12 protein-coding genes are annotated in these 17,654 nt (G+C 66.0%); 6 read left to right on the forward strand and 6 right to left on the reverse strand.

All coding sequences use genetic code 11. The annotated features are described in order from the left end of the window. Positions 1 to 27: 27 nt before the first annotated feature. Positions 28 to 942, reverse strand: a complete 915-nt coding sequence (locus ACQCS0_RS04985; RefSeq protein ID WP_354154150.1) for an MSMEG_6728 family protein — start codon at positions 940 to 942, stop codon at positions 28 to 30. Between the two features lie 251 nt (positions 943 to 1,193). On the opposite strand from ACQCS0_RS04985, the gene ACQCS0_RS04990 reads away from it, so the two are divergent. Beyond that, positions 1,194 to 1,730: a hypothetical protein gene (locus ACQCS0_RS04990; protein WP_354183889.1), complete on the forward strand. Its 537-nt coding sequence runs from the start codon at positions 1,194 to 1,196 to the stop codon at positions 1,728 to 1,730. 197 nt (positions 1,731 to 1,927) lie between these two features. On the opposite strand, the gene ACQCS0_RS04995 is transcribed toward ACQCS0_RS04990, so the two are convergent. Both ACQCS0_RS04995 and ACQCS0_RS05000 read right to left on the reverse strand, forming a co-directional pair. Continuing rightward, positions 1,928 to 2,590: a transglycosylase family protein gene (locus ACQCS0_RS04995; RefSeq protein WP_354154148.1), complete on the reverse strand. Its 663-nt coding sequence runs from the start codon at positions 2,588 to 2,590 to the stop codon at positions 1,928 to 1,930. A gap of 217 nt (positions 2,591 to 2,807) precedes the next feature. Further along, positions 2,808 to 5,423, reverse strand: coding sequence for an excinuclease ABC subunit UvrA (locus ACQCS0_RS05000; RefSeq protein ID WP_354154147.1), 2,616 nt, complete (start codon positions 5,421 to 5,423; stop codon positions 2,808 to 2,810). 48 nt (positions 5,424 to 5,471) lie between these two features. On the opposite strand from ACQCS0_RS05000, the gene ACQCS0_RS05005 reads away from it, so the two are divergent. The 4 genes from ACQCS0_RS05005 to ACQCS0_RS05020 all read left to right on the forward strand — a co-directional run bounded on the left by ACQCS0_RS05005 (position 5,472) and on the right by ACQCS0_RS05020 (position 8,793). Further along, the gene (locus ACQCS0_RS05005; RefSeq protein ID WP_354154146.1) at positions 5,472 to 6,596 is read left to right on the forward strand and encodes an adenosine deaminase; all 1,125 of its coding nucleotides are present in this window, start codon (positions 5,472 to 5,474) and stop codon (positions 6,594 to 6,596) included. A 251-nt stretch (positions 6,597 to 6,847) separates the two neighbouring features. Beyond that, a complete protein-coding gene (locus tag ACQCS0_RS05010) occupies positions 6,848 to 7,741 on the forward strand; it encodes a glycosidase (protein ID WP_354154145.1) in 894 nt (297 codons plus the stop codon). Positions 7,742 to 7,897: 156 nt separating this feature from the next. Then, on the forward strand, positions 7,898 to 8,443 hold the full coding sequence (locus tag ACQCS0_RS05015; protein WP_354154144.1) for a YceI family protein: 546 nt from the start codon (positions 7,898 to 7,900) through the stop codon (positions 8,441 to 8,443). 5 nt (positions 8,444 to 8,448) lie between these two features. Continuing rightward, positions 8,449 to 8,793, forward strand: a complete 345-nt coding sequence (locus tag ACQCS0_RS05020; protein WP_354154143.1) for an acylphosphatase — start codon at positions 8,449 to 8,451, stop codon at positions 8,791 to 8,793. On the opposite strand, the gene ACQCS0_RS05025 is transcribed toward ACQCS0_RS05020, so the two are convergent. The 3 genes from ACQCS0_RS05025 to ACQCS0_RS05035 all read right to left on the reverse strand — a co-directional run bounded on the left by ACQCS0_RS05025 (position 8,780) and on the right by ACQCS0_RS05035 (position 15,150). Beyond that, positions 8,780 to 9,985, reverse strand: coding sequence for an MFS transporter (locus ACQCS0_RS05025; protein WP_354154142.1), 1,206 nt, complete (start codon positions 9,983 to 9,985; stop codon positions 8,780 to 8,782). The two genes, ACQCS0_RS05020 and ACQCS0_RS05025, sit on opposite strands and share 14 nt — an antisense overlap. A 9-nt stretch (positions 9,986 to 9,994) precedes the next feature. Continuing rightward, positions 9,995 to 13,747: a TM0106 family RecB-like putative nuclease gene (locus ACQCS0_RS05030; RefSeq protein WP_354154221.1), complete on the reverse strand. Its 3,753-nt coding sequence runs from the start codon at positions 13,745 to 13,747 to the stop codon at positions 9,995 to 9,997. Between the two features lie 206 nt (positions 13,748 to 13,953). Next, positions 13,954 to 15,150 carry a TerC family protein gene (locus ACQCS0_RS05035; protein ID WP_354154141.1) on the reverse strand — a complete coding sequence of 399 codons (1,197 nt, stop codon included), beginning with the start codon at positions 15,148 to 15,150 and terminating at the stop codon, positions 13,954 to 13,956. Between the two features lie 137 nt (positions 15,151 to 15,287). On the opposite strand from ACQCS0_RS05035, the gene ACQCS0_RS05040 reads away from it, so the two are divergent. Next, entirely contained in the window at positions 15,288 to 17,615 is a 2,328-nt protein-coding gene (locus ACQCS0_RS05040) for an FdhF/YdeP family oxidoreductase (protein ID WP_354154140.1), read from the forward strand. Positions 17,616 to 17,654 lie beyond the last annotated feature (39 nt).

The following is a 17,654-nucleotide window of genomic DNA, read 5'->3' on the forward strand; positions in this document are numbered from 1 at the left end:
CAGGGGCGAGAGGCCGGGCGTGGTGCCTCAGAGAGCGGTAATCGGGAAGAACACTCGGGGGTCCTGCAAAAGCGCGGGGTAATCGAACGCGGACCGGTCAATTACCTCGGTGACGCCGAATGTGCGGCCGAACCGGCCGTCGTCGAGCGTGATGGGACGGCCCAGCACCTGCCCGACGGCGAACTTGGTGCCGTCCTCAAATGAAACGGCAACGGTGGTCTTGCCGGGGAGGGTGGCGAACGCTTCCTCCTGCGCCTGGCGCTTGCGGGTGGGCTTCTTCACGAGCTGCTTGGGCGGCAGCTTGCGCGGCTGCTTGGACGGGCGGCGGGAGCCGTCGTCGACGTAAACGGGGGAGTAGCCATCCTCAGGTGCGGCGGGTGCAACAGCGCCGGCGCGGCGGATCGGAGGCAGTGCCACGGTATCCAGCGTCTGCGGATCGATTTCTGCGTGCGGGTCGCGGAGAATCCAGAGGATGTCGCCGTCGGGTTCTGCCGGATAGAACTCGTGCTTGGGCTCAGGCCAAATGAAGTCCAGGTCCAGGTCGGCGTCAGGAAACACCGTCTTGTAGAACTTTGGTTCCTTGCGGAGCAGCTTCGCGCGGTGGCTCAGGTGGAAATCGGGGTTGCCGAGCCACTCCGGCAGCGGAATCTTGGCCGCGTACTCCGGGTGTGCTGCCTGGGGCGCGAACTCGGTGATGTTGGCGCGGGTATTGTCCGCATGGCCGCGGGAGGTCCATTCGTCCACCATCGCCAGGCCGTACATGGTGAGCGCCGGAACGTGGCCCATCCACATGCGGACGGCGGGGTGGTCCAACCAGCCGTACTCGGGAATCACCAGAGCCCGGAGGGTCTGCAGCGCCTCAACACGCTGCTTGCCAAGCCTGGCGGTGTCCAGTGCTGCGGCACTCTGCCGGAAATCGGGATACGGAAGGAAGGTTTGCATCCCTTCAGTCTGACGGCAGGCGGCGGATGTGCCAATTGCAGTGCCCGGCGCCACACGCGCATGCCCGGTGGCGGGGTCCTGGAACCACAAAGGCGCAACGAAATAGTTCACATAGTGGACCAATACATACAGCGGGTATCGCCAGCCACTAGGATCACCGAAACGCCCCACCGTCCCGGAAGCCCCCAATGACAATTTCTCCTGCTGTGACCACCGGTTCAACGCAGCTGTTTGTGCCCAAGTTCGGGCAGATGCTGGATCCGGAGGCCAAGGGCATCCTGGTCCTTGATGAATTTACCCTTGACCCGGCCGCGGCGCGGACTGAGCAGCACGGTTTTCGTGCGGCCATGGCCTCCGTTGCCCTGACCCTTCGCCGGATCGTTGCGCTGCGGATCGTGATCGCGCTCGTGGCCATCGGCAACCTGCCCCTGTTCCTGATGTCCAGCGGCTGGTGGATCTACGCCGTTTCGCTCGCGCTGGTGATCGGTGTGCACCTTGCCGTCTCCTGGCTCAACAAGCACGAGCCCAAAGTGCGCCAGCGCCAGATGCTGGAACTTCACCTGCACCGCGAGAAGAGCGCCAACTACCGCAAGGTCCGCGACGCCGTGAAGTACATGATTGATACCCCCAGCCGCATGAACGAGCACCTCTACCTCGAACTCCTGGCGGCCAAGCGGGTGGCATTGAACCTCGCCCACGGCACGGTGGCCCTGCTGGACACCAGCGACGACGCCGCGTGGAAGGTCCGCATCATCCGAGAGATTCCGGCCGCAAAGGCAGCAGCCTAAGGTAACAGAACGCGGGCTGGCGGCCAGGAACGTCAGGCGCCTGCCCTCCAGTCAGAACACAACGGACGACGCCGGAGCTCCCCAGTGAGGGGCGCTCCGGCGTCGTTGGTTCCCGGCGTTGCTGCTGCCGGGTTTTGCTGTTTCCGCGGAAAGTCGGTCTGGGGGGAAAGTGCGGTTTCCGCGGAAAATGTTGAAGCTTAGGCGGGAAGCTGGAGGACTTGCCCGGAGAACACGAGGTCCGGGTTGGCAATCGTGTCCATGTTGGCGTCCGCGAGGCTCTGCCAGCCGCCCTCGACGCCCAGCTTGTCGGCGACCGTGCTCAAGGTGTCGCCGGGCTCGAGCGTGTAGGTCTCGCCGCTCAGTTCCACGGGCGCGGCGTGCTGCGGAGCGGTGACGGCATCAGCGGGGACCTGTACGGCAGGAGCTTGCTCCACCGGGGCCTGCGCCGGCGCACTCTGGACCGGCGCACTCTGGACTGGCGCGCTTTGGGGGGTTACCGCCGTCGTGCCCCCTCCGCCGCTCAGGCCGAGCTCCGCGGCGCAGGACGGCCACGCTCCCCAGCCCTGCGATGCCTGGACCTGTTCGGCCACGGCGATCTGCTGTTCACGGCTGGCATCGGCCGCGGAACCGGTGCCGCCGTAGGCAGCCCAGGTTGTGGCGCTGAACTGCAGGCCGCCCGAGTAGCCGTTGCCGGTATTTGTGGCCCAGTTTCCGCCGCTTTCACATTGCGCCAGCGAGTCCCAGGTTGCGCCGTCGGTGGCCGCGTTGGCTGCGGTGACGGAGAGTGCAAGGCCGGCTGCGGAAATGGCGGCGACGGCTACTCCACGGCGTGCGGCAGTACGGATGGTGGTGTTGTTCATGGTGGGATGCTCCTAAAGGCCACCAGCGCTCGGTCCGTCCCCGGAGGTTATTGCGCCACTGCCCGCCCCTGACGATATAGAGGTCAATTTTCGGTGTCTGCCGGCCGGGCAGTTCTGGTGGAGGCAGCACCGGGCATTCATGTCGCCCGAAGAACGGGCTTACATTTCACGCTAGGACATCGCTGGCCCGTTATCAAACCGAGATGATTTCTGGTGGTCAGCTGGTGACCGGCTGGGGAAGCGCGGCGGCCAGGTAGGGCGCGGTCCGGCTGGCGGTGGAACCCGCGACGTCGGCGGCGGTGCCGGTGGCGACAATCCGGCCGCCGGCGTCCCCGCCGGAAGGGCCAAGGTCAATGACCCAGTCCGCAGCCGCCACAACGGCCATTTCGTGCTCTACCACCACCACGGTGTTGCCGCTGTCCACCAGGCCGTGGAGCTGGGCCATCAGGAGTTCGACGTCGGCGGGGTGGAGCCCGGTGGTGGGCTCGTCCAGGAGGTAGAGGGTATGTCCCCGCTGGGCTCGCTGCAGCTCGGTGGCCAGCTTGATGCGCTGGGCCTCGCCGCCGGAAAGCTCCGTGGCGGGCTGGCCCAGCCGGAGATAGCCCAGGCCCACGTCCCCGAGGCTCTTCAGGCTGCGGGCCGCGGCCGGAACGTCGGCCAGGAACGTGGTGGCCGCATCCACCGTCAGGCGCAGCACTTCCGCCACATTCTTGCCCCGGTACGTCACCTCCAGGGTTTCGGGGTTGTAACGGGACCCGTCGCACTCAGGGCACGGCCCGTAGCTGCCCGGGAGGAACAGCAGTTCAACTGCCACAAAGCCTTCGCCCTGGCAGGTTTCGCAGCGGCCTCCGGCCACGTTGAAGGAGAACCGCCCGGCGCCGAACCCGCAAGCCCTGGCCTGCTCCGTGGCCGCGAATTCCTTGCGCACCGCGTCGAACAGGCCAGTGTAGGTAGCGAGGTTGGAGCGGGGGGTTCGCCCGATGGGTTTCTGGTCCACAGTGACCAGCCTGTCGATCCGTTCCGCGCCGCTGACCCGTCCCACGGACAACGCCGTGGCTGGGCCCGCATCATCAGGTTCGGACAGCTGCGGGGCCTGGTGGTTCTTCAGCCCGGATCCCACAACTTCGCCGAGGACATGCGTCACCAGGGTGGACTTACCGGAGCCGGACACACCCGTGACTGCCGTCAGGACGCCCAGCGGGAACCGCGCATCCAGGTCCTTGAGGTTATGCCGGGTAATCCCGGCGAGTTCCAGCCAGCCGTCGGGCTCCCGGGCGTCGCCGGCATGTGGTGCGCCGCCCGCCCGAGGTGCCGTGCCGCCGTCGGAAGCTCCTCGGGGCCCTCCGTTGCCGCGCGACCCGTTGCCGCGCGCCACGCCGTCGTTGAACAGGAAGGGCCGCGTGACTGACGCTTCGATGGCCGCGAGCCCGTCAACCGGCCCGCTGTAAAGCACCTCGCCGCCGCCTTCTCCGGCGCGGGGACCAACGTCCACCAGCCAGTCGGCCCGGCGGACCACGTCCATGTTGTGCTCCACCACAAACACCGAGTTGCCGGACGCTTTGAGCTGGTCCAGGACCGCCAGGAGCGGTTCGGCGTCGGCCGGATGGAGGCCGGCGGACGGTTCGTCGAGCACGTAGATCACGCCGAACAGTCCAGACCTGAGCTGGGTGGCGATCCGGAGCCGCTGCATCTCGCCGGGGGAGAGAGTGGGAGTGACACGGCCCAGCGCCAGGTATCCGAGGCCCAGATCCAGGAGCACGGTGATGCGCTGCAGGAGATCGGCGGTGATGGCCACTGCCACCTCGTTTTCCTCGCCGGAGGACTGCCGCCGTGACGCGGTCCCGGCTTCCTTGAGCCCGGCGGTGGGGCGGATGATTTCGGCGAGCTCCGCCATCGGCGTGGCGTTGAGGGCTGCGATATTGTGGCCGCCGAAGGAGACCGCGAGGGCTTCGGGCCGGAGCCCGGTGCCGCCGCAGCGCGGACACGGTCCGGACTCCATAAACGCCAGGACGCGTTCGCGCATGGCGGCGCTCTGGGAGTCCGCCAGGGTGTGCAGGACGTAGCTTTTGGCGCTCCAGAAGCGACCCTTGTATGGCTTGGCCACGCGGTCCCGCTCCGGCGTGACTTCCACAACGGGCTGCTCGTCCGTGAACAGGATCCAGTCGCGATGCTTCCTGGGCAGCTTCCGCCAGGGCACGTCCACGTCGTAGCCCAGGTGGCTGAGGATGTCGCGGAGGTTCTTGCCCTGCCAGGCGCCGGGCCACGCCGCGATGGCCCCTTCCCGGATGGTCAGGTTGGCGTCCGGGACCAGGGATTCCTCGCTGACGGTGTGCGCCACCCCCAGTCCGTGGCATTCAGGGCAGGCGCCCGCCGCGGTGTTCGGCGAAAACGCGTCGGAGTCCAGCTGCTCGGCACTGGCCGGGTAAGTGCCCGCCCGGGAAAACAGCATGCGAAGTGAATTGGAGAGCGTGGTCACTGTGCCCACGGTGGAGCGGCTGCTGGGGGCGCCGCGGCGCTGTTGAAGCGCGACGGCGGGTGGCAGCCCGGAGATCATCTCCACCTTGGGGTTGTGGCCCTGCTGAATGAGGCGGCGTGCATAGGGGGCCACGGATTCGAAGTAGCGGCGCTGGGCTTCGGCGTAGATGGTGCCGAAAGCGAGGGAGGACTTTCCCGAGCCGGAGACCCCCGTGAAAGCCACAATGGAGTCGCGGGGCACATCCACGTCCACGTTCCGCAGGTTGTTCTCCCGCGCGCCCCGGACCCGGACGAAGCCGTCCGCCAGATGGCCGGGAGTGGGAAGGGAAAGATCGTCAGCCTGTTGAGGGTTCCGCATCGATCCGACTCTAGCCGGGAACCGGCCGGCGGGCGATATCCTGACCCGATGGACAACAACAGGGACACAGCCGCCGATCCGCTGCCACAGGCCGATCCGCTTCCACAGACGGGACTACCAGCCACGGAAGTGCCTGGGACGGGACTTTTAGGGACAGAGCCTTCGGCGACGGACCTGCCGGAGACGGAAGCGGCGCAGCTCCTGCCCGTCGCGGAACTGCACCTGCACATTGAGGGCACTCTGCAGCCGGAGCTGATCTTCGAACTGGCCGAGCGGAACGGCATGACCCTGCCGTACTCCGGCCTGGAGGAGCTCCGCGGACTGTACGAGTTCAGTGACCTGCAGTCCTTCCTGAACCTGTACTACGCCAACATGGCGGTGCTGCAGACCGAACAGGACTTCGCGGATATGACCAGCGCCTACCTGGCCCGCGCCGCCGCTGCAGGGGTCCGGCACGCGGAGATCATGATGGACCCGCAGGCCCACCTCTCCCGCGGTGTCAGCCTTGAAACCTGCGTCAACGGCGTGGCGTCGGCCCTGGCCACCTCCCAGGAGGACTTTGGCATATCCACCCTCCTGATCGCCGCGTTCCTGCGGGACCTGTCCGAGGAATCCGCGCTGGAAGTCCTGGACGGCCTGCTTGCCATGAACGCCCCCATCGCGGCCATCGGTCTGGATTCCGCTGAGGTGGGCAACCCGCCGGCCAAATTCGAGCGGTTGTTCGCCAAAGCACGCGAAGCGGGCCTGCGGCTGACCGCCCACGCAGGCGAGGAGGGGCCGCCGTCGTACATCATCGACGCTCTGGACATCCTCGGAGTGGAACGGATTGACCACGGCATCCGATGCATGGAGGACCCCGAACTGGTGGAGCGGCTGGTGGCGGACCGGATTCCGCTGACGGTCTGCCCGCTCTCGAACGTCCGGCTGCGTGCCGTGGACACCCTGGCGGACCATCCGTTGCCGGCCATGCTCGCCGCCGGGCTCAACGTCTCCGTGAACTCGGACGATCCGGCGTACTTCGGTGGGTACGTGGACGACAACTTCTCCCAGCTGAAGGCCGTTTTTGACGTTTCAGACTTCGACATGGCACGGTTGGCGGCCAATTCCATCCATTCGTCGTTCGCCTCCGAGGAGCGCAAAGCCGAGCTTCTGGACGAGCTGAACGCCGGCTAGCTCTCGGCTAGCTCCGGTCTGCCCTGCTCGCTAGACTGGTGCGCGAGAGCGGCCGGAAAGAGTCCGGCGATACCCGGAATTTGCGCTCCAGGGTTGAGTAAACAGCCTCCTAGCCGAGACTCCTGCCTCACTTCTGCTGTAATCCGCGTCATAGTCGGTCACGACACGCAGAGTTAACCAATTAAAGTCGCGCGATTTAACAGGGACTTGGCAGGATGCCTAGTGACAGATCGCATTATGCAAGGGGAAAAATGGCCAAGTCCATCGCAGATAACACCGACCTCCGACTCAAGACCGTGCTGCACGTCCTGACGGAAGGCGTCTGGTCCGGCGGTTCACTCAACGCTGGCGAGGTTCTGGCGGAAGCCACTGCGCGCGTGCCGTTCAGTGAACACGAGGCCACGCTGCTCAGCGGCGGCATCCCGCGTGGACACAAGACGCTCACCTCCGCCACGGCCAAGCTGGTCAAGGCCGGCTGGCTGGTCAAGGGCCGTTCCGGCTGGACCATCACCGATGACGGCATGCGCGCCACGGTGGCCTTCCCCGATGCGGATTCGTTCGCCACGGCGCTCGACGCCGGCACTCCGGTTCCTGCCGACGTCGCCATTCCGCCGGCCCCGGCCCCTGCGCCAGCAGCGAAGGCGGCACCCGCCAAGAAGGCCCCGGCGAAGCTGACTCCCGCCAAGAAGGCCGCCGACGCCGTCGGGAAGGCCGCCAAAGCAATCGAAGTCGCCATTGAGGACGCCGTGGAGCCTGTGGTCAAGGCCGTCCGCGCACGCAAGGCAGCACCCAAAACTGCGGCTAAGGCTGCGCCCAGGGCCGAAGCTTCAGCTGTGGAGACTTTCCCCCAGCCCGAGGCTGTAGCGGTTGCCGGCGACTTCAACACCATTTTGGGCGCGCCGGAGAACTGGGCCCCGCAGTACGACGAAGCCCAGCTGACGCTCGATGCCCTGGATCAGCTGTGGAAGATCAGCGCCGACCTGCCTGCCGGCTCTTACACCTTCAAGATCGCGCTGAACCGTTCGTGGGACGAGAACTACGGCGCATTCGGCACGTTCGATGGCCCCAACCACGAACTGCACCACGACGGCGGCACGGTCACCATCCGCTACGATCACCGCACGCGGGACATCACCATCAACTGACCGCACGCGTCCCCCGCTGAGTTTTTGACCATGTAACCGTATCTGCGGGCGGATTTTGGGTCAGTATCTGGACAAAAACTCCGGAGTGAAGCAGTGTGGAAACCGGCCGTCCTGGCCGGTTTCCACCCCACTGTTTCCCACCAAGGAGATGCGAAAGTGACCCTACCTTCAGGCCTTACCTCGGGCGTCTGGACCCTGGACATGTCGCACAGCGAGATCGGCTTCACTGTCCGGCACGCGGGTATCAGCAAGGTCCGCGGACGTTTCACGGACGCCTCGGCCGAAGCCCGCGTTGGCTCATCCCTGGCCGAGGCTTCGCTTCACGCCACGGTCAAAACGGCCAGCTTCGATTCCGGCGACGCCAACCGCGACGGACACGTGAAGGGGGCGGACTTCTTCGATGTGGAGAAGTACCCCGAGATGACGTTCCGTGCCACCTCGGTAGAGGGCGACGGCGAGGATTACACGCTCACTGGCGATCTCACCATCCGCGGAATCACCAAGCCGGTGGAGCTGGAGGTTGAGTTCTCCGGGGTAGCCGTGGACCCGTTTGGTGCCACCCGCGCAGGGTTCTCCGCGGAGTGCGAGATTAGCCGCAAGGAGTTCGGCCTGACCTGGAACGCTGCCCTGGAAGCCGGCGGCCTGCTGGTCAGCGACAAGGTAAAGATCAACGTCGAAGCGGCGCTGGTCAAGCAGTCCTGACAGCCATGGGTTTTTCCTGGCGCCGCCACGACTCCGGCCGGGATATCCCGGCTGGGGATATCCCCGGCCGGGATAACGGCGACATCCGGCTCTCCGCCCGCGTCTTTGGCGTGGTGCAGGGGGTCGGATTCCGTTTTTGGACGATGGGCAAAGCCGACGAACTGGGGCTTAAGGGCGTAGTGAGGAACCTCGACGACGGCTCGGTGTCCATCGAGGCCGAGGGGCCGGAACAGCAGGTCCACAAGCTCCTGGACTGGCTGAGATCGGCGAACGCCCCCGGCCGGGTGGAACGGGTGGAGGAGTCCATCTCCGCCGCCGACGGATCGTACCGGGATTTCAGGGCCCGCTGACGCGCTCTTTTGGCCCCGGCGGGTAGGAGTGCCGCCGTCCCGTGAGGATCAGCGCAAACGCGACGACGGCGGGGATGGCGGCGGCGATCGGGACCAGAAGCGGCCCCGCAACGGTGAGGGCAGCGGCGCCGAACATCGCGCCGATCATGATCCCGATCTGGATGGTCAGTACCGTCAGCCCGTTGGCGGCGTCTCTGTACTCGCCGCCGGCGCGGAGGATAGCGGACTGGTTGTATATCCCCATCGCGCCGATGCCTGTGCCCCAGACCAGCATCAGGACCAGCGTGACCGGCAGCGCCAAGGCCGGCAGGACGCTTCCCACCAGCGGGAGCAGGGCCACGGAAACTACAACGCCGGCGACAGTGATCAGGAGCCAGCGCCGGGGCCGGGAGTCCACGGTGACGCCGGCGATCCAGATGCCCACCAGCCCGGCAACACCGAGGACACTGATGGACAGCGGGATGCTGAAGTCAGGCAGCCGGACCTCGCGCAGGAACGGCGCAATGTAGGTGAACAAGGCGAAGTGGGCCATAAGCATCAGCGGCCAGGCAACGGCGACGGTCTTCACTCCCGGCTGGCCGATTGCCTTGCGGATTGATGGGTGCGCAGCATCGGGGATACGCCGCACCGGGGGAAGCAGCCACACGGCAAGGAGCGCCAGCACCACCCGGGAGGCGGCCAGGACCAGGAACGCCGCGCGCCAGCCGACGACGTTGCCCAGGGCGGTGCCCACCGGGGCGCCGATGGCAAGTCCCAGGCTGTTGCCGCTGAAGACGATGGCCAGCGCCTTGCCCACTTTGTGGGCCGGGACGATCCGCGCCACAAACGGGGCCATGGCGGACCACAGCAGGCCGTGGGCAATGCCGCCCACCATCCGTGAACCCATGGCGGCACCGAAATCGGAGACGATGGCCACCAGTGCGTTGCTGGCCGCGAAGAACAGGATCAGCGCGATGAGCAGGTAGTGCCGGGGGACCCGCGACAGCAGCAGCGACAACGGGATCACGGTGACCACGATGATGGCCGCGTAGCCCGCCGTCAGATACCCGGCGGTGGCCTCAGAGACCCGGAAGTCGGCGCTGATCTGGGGCAGCAGGCCGGAGGGCAGGAGTTCGGTGGTGATGGCGGTAAAGCCGATGGCGGCAAGGACGATCAGGGCGCCGACTGGCAACCTGTTGCTCTGGGACGTCACTTCATGAACCTACCGTGATTCAGCGGTGAGAACACGGTTTCTCCGGGTGTTGCGCGGGCCGTGAGTACCTGGGCCATGGATACCCGCGCTGAGGCCGATGAAGGCGCCGAGCTCCTCCAGTACCGCCGGTTTGGTCGGCATGTAGTTCGTGAGCTCGGGGGAGCGGATGATCACGGCACGCCACTGGCCCCGCGACACGGCCACGTTGATCCGGTTCCGGTTCAGCAGGAAGTCGACCCCGCGCGGAGCTTCGGCAACGGCGGAGCAGGCCATGGACACCAGGACCACCGGCGCCTCCTGGCCCTGGAACTTGTCTACCGTGCCCACCCGGACACCGGGCAGGCCGGCGTCGTGCAGCGCCTGCCGGATCAGCTGGACCTGGGCGTTGTAGGCGGCCACCACCAGGATGTCCTCCGGGTTCAGTGACCTGGCCGGTTTGTCGTCGCCCGGAAGCCATTTAAGCCCGATGTGCCGCTGGGCCTGACGGACCACCTCGGCAGTTTCTTCTACGGAGGACTTGGTGTTCCCGCTGTGGTCCACAAAGACTGTTTCCACGCCGGCCGGCAGCTCCGCGAGGCTGCGGAGGGATGCCGCCGGCGCAGCTTCCAGCTTTCCGTCGTAGCTGAGGACAGACACCGTCCGGCACAGGTCCGGGTGCATCCGCCAGCTGTCCGCCAGGAAATAGCCCAGTTCGCGGGGGAGCGTGGCGTGCCCGGCAGCAAGCCAGCCCAAGGCGGACTCGTCCACGGGCTCCGGGTGCGAGCCCTGCGTGACCTGAGGCAGCTGCTGCGGGTCACCGAGGAGCAGGAGGCACTTGGCGGCGCGAGCCACGGCCAGTGTGTTGGCCAGCGAGAATTGGCCGGCCTCGTCGATGACCAACAGGTCCAAGGATCCTGCTGGGACGGACTTGCCCGTCATGGTCCACGCTGTGCCGCCCACCAGACAGCCGCCGGGGGAACCCAGCAGGGCCGCGACGTCGTCGTCGGAGGTGCGGTGCCACAGCACCGGATGCGGGGCGGCCAGCTTCTTCGCCACCCGCGCAGGATCCACTCCGGCGGTTTCGATCGCTGTGCAGAGCATGTTCTCCACCACCGCGTGGGACTGCCCCACCACCCCGATCTTCCAGCCCTGTTCCACCAGCCGGGCAATGACGTGGGAGCCGACGTAGGTCTTGCCCGTGCCCGGAGGGCCCTGCACTGCAAGGTACGAATGATCGAGGTCCAGCAGCGTGGCGGTGATCGCCGTGACGTAGTCCGCTGCACCGGCGGCGTCCGTGCCGACGGCTGCGGGACCTGGCATCGAATGGAAGCGCGGGGGCATCTTGCGCAGGATGTCGACGCCGGGATGTTCCGGAAGCGAGGGCACCGAGGCGCCAACACTCTGGGCCAGTTCGGCCAGGGCGGCCTCGATGCTGGCGGTGCGGATGGGCTGGTCCTCGGTGAGCGCCACCGGAATGTGCGGGTAAGCGGGGACTTTTCCTGTTTCCCGTTCCTCGATGGTGATCATGGTCTGGCCGGCAACCCGCGGGTGGTCCTCCACCGCGGTCACGAGCGTGCCGAAGGTGAACCCACGGCCCGTGGCGGTGCCCAGGGGATCCTCCAGGCCATCGGGGACCGGCGCATCGTAGAGCCGGCACCAGGTGCTCCCGGGCTTGAACTCCGACCCTTCACTCATGACCCCCGTCAGCCTCAGCGTGCGGGTGCGCATCCTGGCCGTAGGCTTTGCGAGCTCCCAGTCCGTCAGTATCTCCGCGGTATCCACCACAAATACGTTGCGGTGCTCGGACCAGTGGTCGATCTCGGAATCGGTGCGGTCGAAGTGTTCCCACCAGAACTGCTTGCGCTCGCGGCGGTGGTATCCGGTGGCTGCGGCCACCATTGCGATGGCCCGTTCGTCGTTGGTCCAGGGCCGGTTGTCCGGCAGGCCGGACAGATACTCCAGGAGGCGGCGCTCCTCGGGTGTTGGCTCGGGTTCCGGTAGCGGTGGCGAGGCCGCAACAGCGGACGACGACGTCGACGACAACAATGCCGGCTGCCCGCCGTCGTCGGAAGTTCCGGTTGTCGCCGTGCGTGCGGCAGGCGTCCCACGCAGACCCAGCAGCCAGTCGCGGAGGCGGAGCGTGGAGAGGCAGTCGTACTCGTTGTAGTCGGAGATGGAGGCCAGGATGTGCGCGGCCGTGGCGTCGTCGTCGTCCCGGGCGGCGCAGTAACTGGCATACGCCACCACGGAGGCTCCGGCGTCCTTGACGTCCCCGGAGCGGAGGTTGTCTCCCATGTACAGGGGTTCAAGCTTCTTGATGGAGTAGGACGGCTCGGAGATCCGGAGCGAATGCCGGGCGGTGGCGTAGAGGTCCACAAGGAGGCCGTTGCGGAGCCAGTTGTCCACAATGTCCTCGCCGGCTAGGTGCGTCACGGACAGGTTCCGGAGCGCGGATTTCTCGTAGGCGGCGTAGTGGTAAACGTGCATGTCCGGGTACCTGGCGCGCCGCGCTTCCACATAGGCGAGGAAGTCCAGGAATGCCTGCCGCTCCTCGTTGCGCGAATGCGCCCAGAAGGGCCGGAAGACGGGTTTGTCATCCACGACGGGCTTGCCCGCTGCGTGGGCGTTTGCAGCGTCACCGTCAAACACGGGCGCCTCGATCACGCCGAACAGGTACTCCAGCCCCCATTTGCCGGTGGCGGGGTCCTGCCAGAGGGGATCGCCCTCGAAGTCGAAGAAGATGTCGCCGGGACTGGGCTCCGGAATCGCTGCCAAGGCATTCTCCGGCAGCACCTTGAACGTGACGGTGTGCTCCTCGCCGTCCTTGAAGTAGGTGCGGGAACCGTCCGGAACGTCCCGGCCCAGCTGCATGCGGGCCTGGTCGCGGAGCCGGACAAGCGAGCCCGTGGCCTTGCCGGGCGGGAGATCGGCCAGCTCGTCGATGGTTGTGATGTGATCGGCGATGAGTTTCCTCCGCCGGAGGGTGGTCATGCCGCCCACCAGCAGGAGGTCGCGGTGGGACCGGACCTGCTCAGCGCAGTAGTTGCACCGCCCGCAGTACGCGACGCCGGGCTGTTGCCACTGCACCGCTGCACCGGCCTCGCGGTGGGCGCCGGTCAGGGCGCGGAACCGGTCGCGGCGCTCGCGGAACACCGGCAGCAGGTCCGGCAGGGAGTGGTGGCTGCGGACGTAGTCGCCGTCCACCACGGCGCCCAGCACCAGCGTGACCCGGGGCGAAGGCTCCAGGCCCATGCCGATGAGCTGGTCTCCGTATGCGGCGAGCTGCAGCAGCGCGCCCACCTTGGCGTGCCGGGCGAGCTTGGTGTCCCAGACCTCGTAACGGCCAGGGTTTCCGGTTCCGGCGGCCTCGTTGACGATGAAGTCCGCGTAGCCCAGGAACTCGCCGTCGAAAAAGGTTGCCTGGAAAACGACGTCGGCCCCGGCACGGAGCGCGAGTTCTGTTTCAGCGTGCCGTGCCAGCAGTTCGCCGCGGGTGTTCTCCCCGCGCTCGATCGAGTACACCCCGGCGCCGCGGCCGGCGTCCCAGACGCCGTACTGCGCGATCAGGCCGGCAAGGACCGTGGCCTCGTGCTTGTCGCCGAGCGCCCCGGCGCGGCGCTGCATTTCGTCGTCGGGAAACTGCGCTTTGGGGGACCGGCCCAGTTTCTCGTCCAGGATGCGGAGCGTGCGGTACTCGCATTCGCTGGCGGCCACCAGGTCGCTAGCGGAAAACACCAGGTCCTGCGGTGCGCGGGGGCCGGAATCGGCTGAACTGGAATCCACACTGCGGGGATCAACACTGCGGGGATCAACGCTGGCTGGATCGAGCAGAAACACGGGGCCTCCTCATAAACGTGCCTGGTGACGTGCCTGGCCGGTGGACGGTTCCCCTGGCGCTGGTTTGAATCTAGCAACAGCCACTGACAACGCGGGGTCACTTACGGCCCATCACGGGCCTCTGGATGGGCCGTAAGTGACCCCGCGTTGCTTTAGGGGTTCGCTGCCCTGACCTGGGCCTCGTCGTGCTCGGTGTGGGCCTTACGGAGGAGGTCCATGAATTCGGTTTCGTTGCGGATGAGCCGTTTGTACTTCTCCGGCAGGCTGCGGAGCTGGTCTTCCTCCCGGACCATCCGGGCAAACAGCTTGTCACGCTCCGCCATGTCCGTTTCGTAGTTGAGGTCCAGGTATTCGGTGGCGTGCCGTTTGGCCCCGGACACCGCGTTTTTGGCCTTGCCCTTGGGGCTGAAGATCGAGGCCAGTACGGTGACCACCAGGACGCCCAGGATCACGGTCAGGGAAACATTGGTGCTGACCTCCACCACATTGACGGGCTCGCCGTCGTTGATGAACGGCAAGTTGTTCTCGTGCAGGGCATGCAGGATGAGCTTTACGCCGATGAAGCCGAGAATGGCGGCGAGGCCGTAGGCAAGGAAAATCAGCCGGTCCAGCAGCCCATCGATGAGGAAGAAGAGCTGGCGCAGGCCCATCAGCGAGAACGCCGTGGCCGTGAAGACGATGAAGACGTTCTGGGTGAGGCCGAAGATGGCGGGGATGGAGTCCAGCGCAAACAGGATGTCGGTGCCGCCGATGGCCACCATCACCAGGAGCATTGGGGTGAGGACGCGCTTGCCGTTCTCCATCGTGAACAGTTTGTCGCTGTCGTAATGTTCCGACGCCGGGAGGTACTTTTTGGCGAGCCTGACCACCAAACCTTCCGCGTCGTCGTCGTGATTGTCCGGCTTGAGCAGGTTCCCTGCGGTGATCAGCAGGATCAGGCCGAAAATGTAGAACACCCACGCGAAGCTGTTGATCAGGGCGGCGCCGAGGAAAATGAACGCGGTCCGGGCGATCAGCGAGAAGACGATGCCGAACAGCAGCACCTTCTGCTGGTCCGCGCGGGGGACCTTGAAGCTGGCCATGATGATCAGGAACACAAAGAGGTTGTCCACCGAGAGGGCCTTCTCCGTGACGTACCCGGCGAAGTATTCGGTGCCCATGGTGGTGCCGCCGAACAGCAGCACCCCCAGGCCGAAGAGGAGGGCGATCCCCACGTAGATGGAGGACCAGATGGCCGATTCCTTGAGTTTGGGCGTGTGGGCCTTGCGGACATGGAAGAAGAAATCGAAAGCCAGCAGGCCCACGATTCCCGCGACGGTCAGGGTCCAGACAAGGGGAGGGACGTCCATCTGTCCACCCTACCCAGACGTTTGCCGTTAGTCCTTCTTGACTTGGATGAACCCCTCGATAGGGTGGAATGGGACCGTCGCACTGTAGAAAACCGGTGCGTCAACGGCGAGAGAGCTTGAACCAAGGAGAGTGCAACGTGGCACGCAAGAACCCGCGCGTGAAAGAGGCCAACGAGGCTGAGATCGAGGTCAGCGGCCACCCGAAGTCGTGGGCCGCCGGAGTCCCGGGCGTCTACCATTCCCTGGAGCCGGCCGTGCAGCAGATGGGGGCGGTCAGGACCGCGAAAACTTTGCTGGCACTGAACCAGAAGGATGGCTTCGACTGCATGAGCTGCGCGTGGCCGGACCCCAGCCACCGGAAGACGTTTGAGTTCTGCGAAAACGGTGCCAAGGCGGTCACCTGGGAGGCCACACCGGTGGTGATCGGCCCCGAATTCTGGGCTGAGAACCCGGTCAGTGAACTTCGGCAGCGGTCCGAGTACTGGCTGGGGATGCAGGGGCGCCTTACCGAGCCCGTGCACAAGCCCGCAGGGGAGGACCACTACCGTCCCGTCAGCTGGGAGCAGGCTTTTACCATCGTCGCGGACAAGCTCAAGGGACTGCCCAGCCCGGACCAGGCCACCTTTTACACCAGCGGCCGGACCTCCAACGAGGCCGCGTTCCTCTACCAGCTGTTCGTCCGGGCCTACGGAACCAACAACCTGCCGGACTGCTCCAACATGTGCCACGAGTCTTCGGGCTGGGCCATGGGGCAGACCATCGGCATCGGCAAGGCTACCGTCTCCGCCGACGACTACGCCAAAGCGGACCTGATCATCATCATGGGCCAGAACCCGGGCACGAACCACCCGCGGATGCTGACGGCCCTGGAAGAGTGCAAGGAATCCGGCGGGGAGATTGTGGCCATCAACCCCCTGCCGGAGGCGGGGCTGCGCCGCTATAAGAACCCCCAGAAGGTCAAGGGAATCATCGGGCACGGGACACAGATTGCGGACCAGTTCCTGCAAATCCGGCTTGGCGGCGACATGGCACTCCTCCAGGCCGTCTCCAAGCGCGTGCTCGACGCCGAGGCCAAGAATCCCGGCACGGTGCTGGACCATGACTTCCTGGCGGAGCACTGCCACGGGCTGGAAGAGCTGAAGGCGCACCTCGCCGAACTGGACGAAGCCGCCGTCCTGGCGGCTACCGGGCTTCGGACCGAGGAAATCGATGAGCTGGCGGACCGCTACCTGAAGGCCGAGAAAGTGATCATCACTTGGGCCATGGGAATCACCCAGCACAAAAAGGGTGTGGCCGCGATCAAGGAGATCATCAACCTCCTGCTGCTCCGTGGCAACATCGGCAAGCCGGGTGCCGGCGCCTCACCCATCCGCGGGCACAGCAACGTCCAAGGTGACCGGACCATGGGCATCTGGGAGCAGATGCCGCCGTCGTTCCTGGACGCACTGGGTAAGGAATTCAGCTTCGATCCGCCGCGTGAACACGGCGCGGACGCCGTGGAAACCATCCGGCAAATGCGCGACGGCGGAATCAAGGTTTTCGTGGGGATGGGCGGCAACTTCGTTGGAGCCATGTCCGACACGCAAACGGCCATAGCTGCGATGGAAAAGACCGAAATGTCGGTCCAGGTTTCCACCAAGCTCAACCGCTCGCACACTGTCACCGGAGCCGAAGCACTGATCCTGCCCACCATGGGCCGCACCGAGATCGACCTGCAGGAATCCGGGCCGCAGTTTGTATCCGTGGAGGACACCGTCTGCGCTGTCCATGGCTCCCATGGCGCGGTCCCGCCGGTGGCGCCCGGGCTGCTGTCCGAGGTGGCCATCCTCAGCAGGCTGGCGCAGAAGGTGGTGGGCGACCGGGTCAACGCTGACTGGGCCGGGTTCGAGAAGAACTACGACCTCATCCGGGACCACATCTCCCGCGTGGTCCCCGGGTGCGCGGACTACAACGGGAAGATCCGGCAGAAGGGCGGCTTCGTGCTGCCGAACGGTCCCCGGGACTCGCGCACATTCGACACCCCCATGGGTAAGGCGATGCTCACGGTCAACCAGCTCGAACACGTCGAACGCCCTGCTGGCACGCTGATTCTGCAGACCATGCGTTCCCACGACCAGTTCAACACCACCATCTACGGCAACAACGATCGTTACCGCGGCATCAAGAAGGGCCGCGAAGTGGTGTTCGTCAGCCCGGAGGACCTGGCCGGGCTGGGCCTCAGCGACGGGCAGCACGTGGACATTCACGGCGTGTACCAGGACAACATGGAACGTGTGCTGCACAACTACCGGGTGGTCTCGTACCCCACCGCGGCGGGCTGTGCAGCCGCTTATTATCCCGAGGCCAACGTCCTGGTTCCGCTGGAGAGCGTGGCCGAGGGCAGCCAGACACCCGTATCCAAGGCAGTGATCGTCCGGCTGGAGCCAGCCAAGGCACACGCGCCGGCGGACGTGGCCGCCGGCTGACTACTGGGCGTGACTACTTCGCGGGCTGATTACTGGGGC

This window comes from Pseudarthrobacter sp. S6, from assembly GCF_050156575.1.
In the GTDB taxonomy this organism is placed as follows: Bacteria; Actinomycetota; Actinomycetes; order Actinomycetales; family Micrococcaceae; genus Arthrobacter.